We start from the raw sequence: 7,745 nt of genomic DNA, 5'->3' as shown, positions 1-7,745 counted from the left end.
TTGATACTGATGGTCGGATTGCATGACCTCAATAATGCGCTGAACCCTTAGGCGGAAATCACCAATGATCTCGCTTCTAACTCGCTGAATCTTCAGCAGAAGGTCCCGGCATTAAATGAGGGCCGCGAGTTCTAATCCCTTCAACTGCAGTTGTCTGAAATGTTCGCAATCACGTTAGCGATGCTGCAAACGATTGAATCCCTGAAGTTCCGAAAGCCTTAGTACCTAAAGGTATCGCGAACCTCAGCCTTGGCCCTCCGGAATGACCAGTTCAACATGACTGACACCGATCGCCTGAGCGAGTTCATAGAGTGTCACGATTGTTGGGTTACGCTGACCGTGTTCCAACCCGTGAGATATTGCTGGCTGTAGCCTGAGCGCGCGTCGAAAGGGATGTGGAACTGCTAAAATATGTGACCAGGTCTTTTGGAGGGCACGCGGCAGAGAGCCCGAAGAGAAGTCCCCCTGGAGCCTCTTGCAAATTGGCATCGCTTTTTATATTTTGATGTCAAAGCTATCATTTCCATGGATGTGATATCAATGCCTGCGGTCACCATTCGAAATCTCTCTGACGAAACACATCGGGCTCTGCGGCTGCGAGCGGCTCATCATGGCCGAAGCACCGAGGCCGAGATCCGTGACATTCTTGAGACCGCTGTTCGCCCGCCGGAACGGGTTAAGCTCGGCTCTTTACTGGCGGCTATCGGTCGCGACGCTGAGCTTTCCGACAGCGACGTTGAAGTCCTTCAGAAAAGTCGCGACAAGACGCCTGCTGAACCGATGACCTTCGAATGATTTTGCTGGACACCAATGTCCTATCCGAGCCGTGGAAACCGGCTCCTGACGAGGCAGTGGTCGCCTGGTTGGACGCCCAAGCCATAGAGACGCTTTTTCTCGCCGCAATAACGGTTGCTGAACTTCGTTTCGGGATCGCTGCAATGCCTACCGGGAAACGGCAAACTATCCTGCGCGAGCGTCTGGAGAGCGAGGTGCTGCCTCAGTTTTCCGAGCGCGTCCTGCCTTTTGATCTGGCGAGTTCACAGTTTTACTCGGAACTGATGGCACGGGCTCGAGTTTCGGGGAGAGCGATCGGCACGGCTGATGGCTACATTGCCGCCACAGCAGCAGCGAATGGCCTCGCAATCGCAACTCGCGACACCAGCCCATTCGAAGCTGCCGGGCTGAAAGTGATCAATCCCTGGTCTCGATGACGACGGATCCAGGTGTCTTAGGTTTATTGGTCCAAGGCGAACAACACGGTTCCTCGCAATGAAGCGCACCTCTCAGATGTGCGGCAAAGCCGCCCCTGTCGCAGAGACGCATTTGTGACCCTTCAAGGCGCTGAGCGAGGCCGCAGAAACCAATCAAAGTGTTTTAAGACGATGAGGCATGCACTTCTTCTGTATCCCTCCGGCAAAGGCCGTCTGCCGTGATTTGCTGATTGGCTTTAAGTCCATGCCTTATGTCATGCGCTACGGTGATTTCCCCGATTGAACTCTTGTCCGCCGACGATCTTGGCCGTCGGCGAGATTGGTCGGACGAAGAGAAGGTCCGGATCGTCGAGGAAAGTCTGCAGGGGTTTCGACAGGGCTCGGCGACGGCTCGGCGCTATGGAGTGTCTCGATCATTGTTGACGACTTGGCGTCGTCAATATCGAAGCGGTCTTCTGACCGTTTCTGCATCGACGAGCTTCGTGCCGCTTTCGATTTCGCCGCCGCCGGCGGCGTTCCCCGAGATGACCGCTCCGCTCCGGTCGGACGGCGACAAGATGATCGAGATCGGCCTGCCGAATGGTCGTCGCCTGACGATCCCGTCCTCGCTTGATCCCACCATCCTCGCCCGTCTGTTACCGGTTCTGGATGCGTCATGATCGCCTTTCCAGCTGGGGTGAAGGTATGGATTGCAGGCGGCGTGACGGACATGCGCTGTGGCATGAACAGCTTGGCGCTGAAGGTGCAACAAGGCCTTGGTCGCGATCCTCATGGCGGTGAGGTCTTCTGCTTCCGGGGGCGCAAAGGTGATCTGATTAAGGTCCTGTGGCATGACGGGATCGGCATGTCGCTTTACCTGAAGCGGCTGGAAGCTGGGAAGTTCGTCTGGCCGGTCAGCCAGAGCGGGTCGGCCGTCGCGGTTTCGGCAGCACAGCTCGGCTATCTCCTGGAAGGGATCGACTGGCGCAACCCGCGCTGGACGCAGCGGCCTTCGAAGGCAGGCTGATCGCTTTCATTATACTGTTTTTGTTGGGCTTTCGGCACGCGGCATGGTAGCTTTCGGCCATGGATGACGCTGCTTCGGAGATAGCCAGACTGCGCGCCGCACTTGCGGCATCGGAAGCGCGTGCCGCCTCTGCCGAGGCCGATCTCGCGCAGGTGCGCGCCGTCGTGACAACCTCCGAGGCGATGATCCGGCACCTCAAGCTCGAGATCGCCAAGATGCGCCGCGAGCAGTATGGCCAGAGTTCAGAACGGAGCGCCCGGCTGATCGACCAGATGGAATTGCAGCTCGAAGAACTCGAGGCCGACGCCACTGAGGACGAGATCGCGGCGGAACGCGTGGCAGCCAAGATCACGAATGTTTCCGCCTTCGAACGCCGTCGGCCTGGCCGCAAGCCGTTTCCCGAACACTTGCCGCGCGAGCGGCTGGTCATTGAAGCTCCCGAGCAATGCGCCTGCTGCGGCTCGGTCCGGATTGTGAAGATGGGCGAGGACATCACCGAGACGCTGGAGATCGTTCCGCGCCAGTGGAAGGTGATCCAGACGGTGCGGGAGAAGTTCACCTGCCGGGACTGCGAGAGGATCAGCCAGCCGCCGGCTCCCTTCCATGCCACACCGCGCGGATGGGCAGGACCGAACCTGCTGGCGACGATCCTGTTCGAGAAGTTCGGCCAGCATCAGCCGTTGAACCGCCAGGCCGAGCGCTGTGCCCGGGAAGGTGTCGACCTCAGTCTTTCCACGCTGGCCGATCAGATCGGGGCGTGCGCGACGGCGTTGCAACCGATCCATGACCTGATCCGTGCTCATGTGCTGGCCGCCGAACGGCTGCATGGCGACGACACCACCGTTCCACTCCTGGCCAGGGGCGCAACAAAGCAGGCAAGGTTATGGACCTACGTTCGCGACGACCGCCCCTTCGCAGGTGGCGCGCCTCCCGCAGCACTCTTCCACTTCTCTCCCGATCGCGAGAAGACCCATCCAAATCGACATCTCGCCGGATGGCATGGCACACTGCAAGCCGATGCATATGGCGGCTACAACGATCTCTATCGTGCCGACCGCAGCCCCGCGCCGGTGCTCAGCGCGCTCTGCTGGAGCCATGCGCGGCGCAAGTTCTTCGAACTCGCTGACATCGCCGGCAACGTGCGCAAGGGCAAACCTGCTCACGAGATATCGCCGGTCGCGCTTGAGGCTGTCGCCCGCATCGACGCACTCTTCGACATTGAGCGCGGTATAAACGGGACGTCCGCCGAGGAGCGACTGGCAGCGAGGCAGTTGCATGCTCGTCCGCTCGTCGAAGAACTGCACGACTGGCTCATGGCCCAGCGCGCTCAGATGTCGAAGCACAATCCCGTCGCCAAGGCGATCAACTACATGTTCGAGAAAGAGGGCCGCTGGGAAGCCTTCATCCGGTTCCTCGATGACGGCAAGCTTTGCATCTCGAACAATGCGGCAGAGCGCGCCCTGCGCGGAATCGCTCTGGGAAGAAAGGCCTGGCTATTCGCCGGTTCCCAGCGCGGCGGAGAGCGCGCTGCCTTCATGTATTCCCTGATCGTCACAGCCAAAATGAGTGATATCGATCCGCAGGCTTGGCTGGCCGATATCCTCGCCCGCATGCCCAACCTGCCCGTATCACGGCTGCCGGAACTGTTGCCTTGGAACTGGTCCGCCGTGGGCAGCGCCCGGCAGAGAGCAGCTTGATGGCGCGCCCGACGCATGTCTACACGATCGATTATGTTGCTTCGCTGATCGGCGAGAACCTCGAACTCCTCCAGGAAATCGCCAGCAACTCAGACAACATCGATTACGGCGAGATGATCCATGCCCATGACGGCAGCCAAGAGGGCATCACGACCTTCACCGACCGGGGCATCGAGAGCTTAAAGGAATTCCTCGCCGGTATCCGCACCTGCGAGGGCGGTGTCCGGCAATTCCTCGTCGATGAGCAATGTGATCCCGAAAGGATCGAACGCATCATGGCAGACGAGCCGAGATCATAAACCCCGCGGCCTACGCCGGATGGATACCTTCTTCTCCTTCGGCTTCCATCACCACGACATCTGCCTGGTGAAGCACCACAAGCTGAGGATGGACAACAATTCGATGCTGCACTTCTCGCTGGTGCTGCGCGACGAGGCCGCATTCAACGAGGTCAGAAGCCGTGCCTTACGCATGGGGCTTCCCATCCGAAAGGGCCGCATGCTCGCCTCGGCGAAGCCTGTTGCACGCGCATTCAGCGTGCAGGACCCAGACAGGCATTGGATCGAGATCATCGAGGAGCACTGACCATGACCACCGCCGCTTTCGTTCCGCCGAACGTCATCCCTCCCTTCAAGCAGAAGTTCGGCCCACTGCTCAAACGCAAATGGTTTCGCGAGCTGGTGCTGCTCTGGCCGACGCTGACTCGCAGGAGGTTCTCGAACAAGACCGAGGACTACGGCGTCTTCAAACCCTCCCTGGTTTCCCGTATCGGCCAGCTCTCATCTATGTGCAGGACATTGACCGCAGCCGCGCCTGGTACGAGCAGGTCGCGGGTCTTTCCCACAGCCGCACCTGCGAACGAGAGCCGCACCCTTTTAAAGAAGGCTGGACAATTCGCTGCTGCTACATGAGCGCGAAGGCGCACGATGAATGTCTCGTCCTGATCGAGCAGTATGACCCCGCGGGCAAGATTGCCGTGCCGTTCGGCATGAGCTTCTTCCACTTCGCGCTGGAAGTGGAAGGAAATCGACTGGAGGACGTCCTGGCATTCGCCGAACAGCAGCGCGCCAACGGTTTTGCCGTCAACTTTGGTCCAGTACGCCACAATAGCGACCCGCCGCTGGGAGACGGGGAAACCGGCGGCAATGTCGCCTGCTATCTCTATGATCCCGACTGGAACAATGTCGAGTTCTGCGGCGCCATGGACACGATCGAGAACTATCGTGCCCGGTATGGCGACAAGAAGGGTTCGGAACGAGCATGATAGCTGGCGGTCCGAAAATGGACAAAGCGCAGATGCTCGACTGGAACGACCTGCGCTTCTTCCTTGCCGTGACGCGAAAGTTCTGAGCGCGATTGGCGAAAGAGTGGTTTGGTCGATCGTGACCGGTTGGGGCGGGTTGAAAGCGGCAGCAGGGGAAGCCGTCGGGATCGTCTCCGTGTCAATCTTACCAAGGCGGCGGGGCTGTAGTAGAAAGATCCCTCCTCTGCCCCTACAGCTTGGGCAGCGCTTTGAATGGATCGAGCACTCGAGCTCCTAGAGGTTCGAAATGGCGCAAGTTGCGGGTCAAAACGATCAAGCCATGCACCTGGGCTGTGGCGGCTATCGCAATGTCCCCGAAGCCCGGCTGGTGGGCGCGAGCGTCGTCGAGAATCTGACCGGCAGCATGCGCGCATCTCAGATCGAACGGCAACAGCTTCTGTGCGTATAGATGTTCGACGCTCTCCCACCATTCTCTCAGCTGCCGCGCTTTCGTGGTTGCGCCTTCGCGCTCTGCCTTGACGATTCCGGATTTAACCTCTGCAGCAGAAATAACGGATAGGAACAGCTGCGGACTGGCTTCGTCAAGCCATTCAATAAGGGGTCCATGACTCTGGCGTTTCGACGGAGCAAGTGCAGATATGACGTTCGTATCGATCAGAAACATCAGAGATCGATGGGCCGGCTTGGCTTAGTGCTGCGCGGCGGAATATCGCCTTCGTCGCCAGGAAAGGAAGCCAGCAGTCGTCCGAAACTCGGAACCTGCTTCAGCTTTTCATACTCCTCGAACGAAATTACCACGGCTTCCTTTCTGCCATGTCGAGTGATGATCGCAGGATTGCCATGAACAGCCTGATCGACAACGGCGGAAAGCGTTGCCTTAGCATCCTTAAGCTGGATCTCTCTCATATAGGCCTCGAAGCTATGACTATAGTAGTCATATAGCGAAGGCTACTCATTTGAGCAAGAGCCCGGAGAGCTCAGCAACAAAAAACGCCCGATCGCTTCTACGACCGGGCGCTCTTAGCTGTTTGGCGCAGGATTACATCGCCTGCTTCAGGCGCATCGCTTCCGGATCATAGACCCGGCCGAAACGGCTGTTCAGGAAATCGGCCAGGGTGATCTCTTCCTGGCGAACGAAGCCCTTCTGCGGAAGCTTGCCATCTGCGAGGAGATCGAGAACCGTGGTGATACCGGCTGCCGTGGTGATCTGGATCGCGCTCATTTTCTTGCCGGTGACGACGCCCGCATAGACCTTGTTCGCGTAGGTTTCCTGCATATAGCGGCCATCCTTCCAGCCGCAAACGGTGACGAAGATCACGACAACGTCCTGCATGGTGGCCGGAAGCGCGTTCTCGAAGAGATCCTTCAGAACATCACGACGGTTCTTCAGGTTGAGGTCATTCAGCAGCGCCTTGATGATCGCCTGATGGCCGGGGTAACGGATCGTCCGGTAGTTCATGGTCCGCACTCGGCCTTCGAGCGACTTTGCCAGCGTGCCGAGGCCGCCCGACGTGTTGAAGGCTTCATAGGTGACGCCATCGAGCGAGAACTCTTCGCGTTCTTCCATCGCCGGAACCGTCACGAGCTTGCCTTCGACGACAGCTTCGCAGGGCTCGATATATTCGTTGATCAGCCCGTCCGTGCTCCAGGTCAGATTGTAGTTTAGGGCATTCGACGGATATTGCGGCAGGGCGCCGACGCGCATGCGAACGCTGTCGAGCGTGTCGAAGCGGGTCGCGAGCTCACTGGCAACGATCGAGATGAAGCCCGGCGCCAGACCGCATTGCGGAATGAAGGCGACATCGGCAGCGTGGGCAAGCTCTTCGACCTTCTTGGTCGTGGCAACGTCTTCGGTGAGATCGAGATAGTGGACGGATGCTTCGAGCGCTGCTTCGGCAACCTTGCCGGTCAGATTGAAGGGTGCCGCCGAGAGAACGGCAAACTTTCCCTTGAGGACGGCGACCAGCGCGGCGCTATCGGTGATGTCGACGGCTGCGGTCGAGATCGCCGGATGATGGTCGATCTTGGAAAGCTGCTTCTCGTCGCGATCGGTGACCACGACCTTGTAGTCGCCCGTCTCCGCCAGCATCAGCGCGATCGCTCCGCCAATTTTGCCAGCACCGATCACCACTATTTCCTTCATATAAATCCCCTGGAGTTTGCCTATAGATTTTTATAAGTTTGCCGTCGGGGAAAGACGATTCATAGCGACATTATGTGCAATATGACGTAGATAATTCGGCATAATGCCGGAGATGATAGGCAGATCGTGGGAAACATGGCGCTATCCGACAAAGATCGCGAGCTGCTCGCCGTGCTCAGTGAAAATGCCCGGATGCCGGTCGCGACTCTCGCTAAGCGGCTGTCGCTGTCGCGCACCACGGTGCAGGCTCGTCTCGAGCGTCTGGAGAGCGCCAAGGTCATCGCTGGCTATTCGATCCGGCTGTCGGAGAGCTATGCTTCCAGCCTGGTCCGCGCGCACATCCTGATCACCATTGCGCCGAAGGCGCTCTCGCAGGTGACGGCATCGCTCGAAAAGATGACAGCGGTGACAGAGGTGCATTCGG

13 protein-coding genes and 1 pseudogene are annotated in these 7,745 nt (G+C 58.7%); 10 read left to right on the top strand and 4 right to left on the bottom strand.

The annotated features are described in order from the left end of the window. Positions 1-243 precede the first annotated feature (243 nt). A pseudogene (locus AC13QO_RS29585) lies at positions 244-386 on the bottom strand (helix-turn-helix domain-containing protein); the annotation flags it as partial. A gap of 154 nt (positions 387-540) precedes the next feature. Here AC13QO_RS29585 and AC13QO_RS29580 point away from each other — a divergent pair. The 9 genes from AC13QO_RS29580 (at position 541) to AC13QO_RS29540 (ending at position 5,178) form a co-directional block, all read left to right on the top strand. Beyond that, complete coding sequence (locus AC13QO_RS29580) at positions 541-795, top strand: FitA-like ribbon-helix-helix domain-containing protein (protein ID WP_285196230.1); 255 nt, start codon at positions 541-543, stop codon at positions 793-795. Further along, positions 792-1,211: a type II toxin-antitoxin system VapC family toxin gene (locus AC13QO_RS29575; RefSeq protein ID WP_285196231.1), complete on the top strand. Its 420-nt coding sequence runs from the start codon at positions 792-794 to the stop codon at positions 1,209-1,211. The genes AC13QO_RS29580 and AC13QO_RS29575 overlap by 4 nt, the downstream gene beginning before the upstream one ends. Before the next feature lie 251 nt (positions 1,212-1,462). After that, on the top strand, positions 1,463-1,870 hold the full coding sequence (gene tnpA / locus AC13QO_RS29570) for an IS66-like element accessory protein TnpA (protein ID WP_488542729.1): 408 nt from the start codon (positions 1,463-1,465) through the stop codon (positions 1,868-1,870). Continuing rightward, the gene (gene tnpB / locus AC13QO_RS29565) at positions 1,867-2,217 is read left to right on the top strand and encodes an IS66 family insertion sequence element accessory protein TnpB (protein WP_488542728.1); all 351 of its coding nucleotides are present in this window, start codon (positions 1,867-1,869) and stop codon (positions 2,215-2,217) included. The genes tnpA and tnpB overlap by 4 nt, the downstream gene beginning before the upstream one ends. 59 nt (positions 2,218-2,276) lie before the next feature. Beyond that, entirely contained in the window at positions 2,277-3,914 is a 1,638-nt protein-coding gene (gene tnpC, locus AC13QO_RS29560) for an IS66 family transposase (RefSeq protein WP_488542727.1), read from the top strand. Further along, positions 3,914-4,213 carry a hypothetical protein gene (locus AC13QO_RS29555; protein ID WP_488542726.1) on the top strand — a complete coding sequence of 100 codons (300 nt, stop codon included), beginning with the start codon at positions 3,914-3,916 and terminating at the stop codon, positions 4,211-4,213. Before tnpC ends, AC13QO_RS29555 begins: the two co-directional genes overlap by 1 nt. 19 nt (positions 4,214-4,232) lie before the next feature. Beyond that, on the top strand, positions 4,233-4,499 hold the full coding sequence (locus AC13QO_RS29550) for a VOC family protein (RefSeq protein WP_488542725.1): 267 nt from the start codon (positions 4,233-4,235) through the stop codon (positions 4,497-4,499). Positions 4,500-4,501: 2 nt separating this feature from the next. After that, positions 4,502-4,825: a hypothetical protein gene (locus tag AC13QO_RS29545; protein WP_488542731.1), complete on the top strand. Its 324-nt coding sequence runs from the start codon at positions 4,502-4,504 to the stop codon at positions 4,823-4,825. After that, entirely contained in the window at positions 4,711-5,178 is a 468-nt protein-coding gene (locus AC13QO_RS29540) for a VOC family protein (protein ID WP_488542730.1), read from the top strand. The genes AC13QO_RS29545 and AC13QO_RS29540 overlap by 115 nt, the downstream gene beginning before the upstream one ends. A gap of 229 nt (positions 5,179-5,407) precedes the next feature. On the opposite strand, the gene AC13QO_RS29535 is transcribed toward AC13QO_RS29540, so the two are convergent. From AC13QO_RS29535 to AC13QO_RS29525, 3 genes are all read right to left on the bottom strand, one after another. Further along, entirely contained in the window at positions 5,408-5,842 is a 435-nt protein-coding gene (locus tag AC13QO_RS29535) for a PIN domain-containing protein (protein ID WP_488542724.1), read from the bottom strand. Continuing rightward, positions 5,842-6,084, bottom strand: a complete 243-nt coding sequence (locus tag AC13QO_RS29530) for a type II toxin-antitoxin system Phd/YefM family antitoxin (protein ID WP_285196236.1) — start codon at positions 6,082-6,084, stop codon at positions 5,842-5,844. Before AC13QO_RS29530 ends, AC13QO_RS29535 begins: the two co-directional genes overlap by 1 nt. A gap of 133 nt (positions 6,085-6,217) precedes the next feature. Then, positions 6,218-7,321: a saccharopine dehydrogenase family protein gene (locus AC13QO_RS29525; protein WP_488542723.1), complete on the bottom strand. Its 1,104-nt coding sequence runs from the start codon at positions 7,319-7,321 to the stop codon at positions 6,218-6,220. 135 nt (positions 7,322-7,456) lie between these two features. On the opposite strand from AC13QO_RS29525, the gene AC13QO_RS29520 reads away from it, so the two are divergent. Continuing rightward, positions 7,457-7,745: Lrp/AsnC family transcriptional regulator (locus tag AC13QO_RS29520; protein ID WP_488542722.1), on the top strand; the 289-nt coding region annotated here is incomplete at its 3' end.

Source organism: Rhizobium sp. CNPSo 3670, assembly GCF_057784555.1.
This window is presented reverse-complemented; position numbering and strand designations above follow the sequence as displayed.

Excerpts from the sequence above, each read along its gene's own strand:
- tnpA (WP_488542729.1), top strand. The coding sequence starts at position 1,463 with ATGTCATGCGCTACGGTGATTTCCCCGATTGAACTCTTGTCCGCCGAC.
- AC13QO_RS29555 (WP_488542726.1), top strand. The coding sequence starts at position 3,914 with ATGGCGCGCCCGACGCATGTCTACACGATCGATTATGTTGCTTCGCTG.
- AC13QO_RS29575 (WP_285196231.1), top strand. The coding sequence starts at position 792 with ATGATTTTGCTGGACACCAATGTCCTATCCGAGCCGTGGAAACCGGCT.
- AC13QO_RS29530 (WP_285196236.1), bottom strand. The coding sequence starts at position 6,084 with ATGAGAGAGATCCAGCTTAAGGATGCTAAGGCAACGCTTTCCGCCGTT.
- tnpC (WP_488542727.1), top strand. The coding sequence starts at position 2,277 with ATGGATGACGCTGCTTCGGAGATAGCCAGACTGCGCGCCGCACTTGCG.
- AC13QO_RS29545 (WP_488542731.1), top strand. The coding sequence starts at position 4,502 with ATGACCACCGCCGCTTTCGTTCCGCCGAACGTCATCCCTCCCTTCAAG.
- AC13QO_RS29525 (WP_488542723.1), bottom strand. The coding sequence starts at position 7,321 with ATGAAGGAAATAGTGGTGATCGGTGCTGGCAAAATTGGCGGAGCGATC.
- tnpB (WP_488542728.1), top strand. The coding sequence starts at position 1,867 with ATGATCGCCTTTCCAGCTGGGGTGAAGGTATGGATTGCAGGCGGCGTG.
- AC13QO_RS29550 (WP_488542725.1), top strand. The coding sequence starts at position 4,233 with ATGGATACCTTCTTCTCCTTCGGCTTCCATCACCACGACATCTGCCTG.
- AC13QO_RS29535 (WP_488542724.1), bottom strand. The coding sequence starts at position 5,842 with ATGTTTCTGATCGATACGAACGTCATATCTGCACTTGCTCCGTCGAAA.
- AC13QO_RS29580 (WP_285196230.1), top strand. The coding sequence starts at position 541 with ATGCCTGCGGTCACCATTCGAAATCTCTCTGACGAAACACATCGGGCT.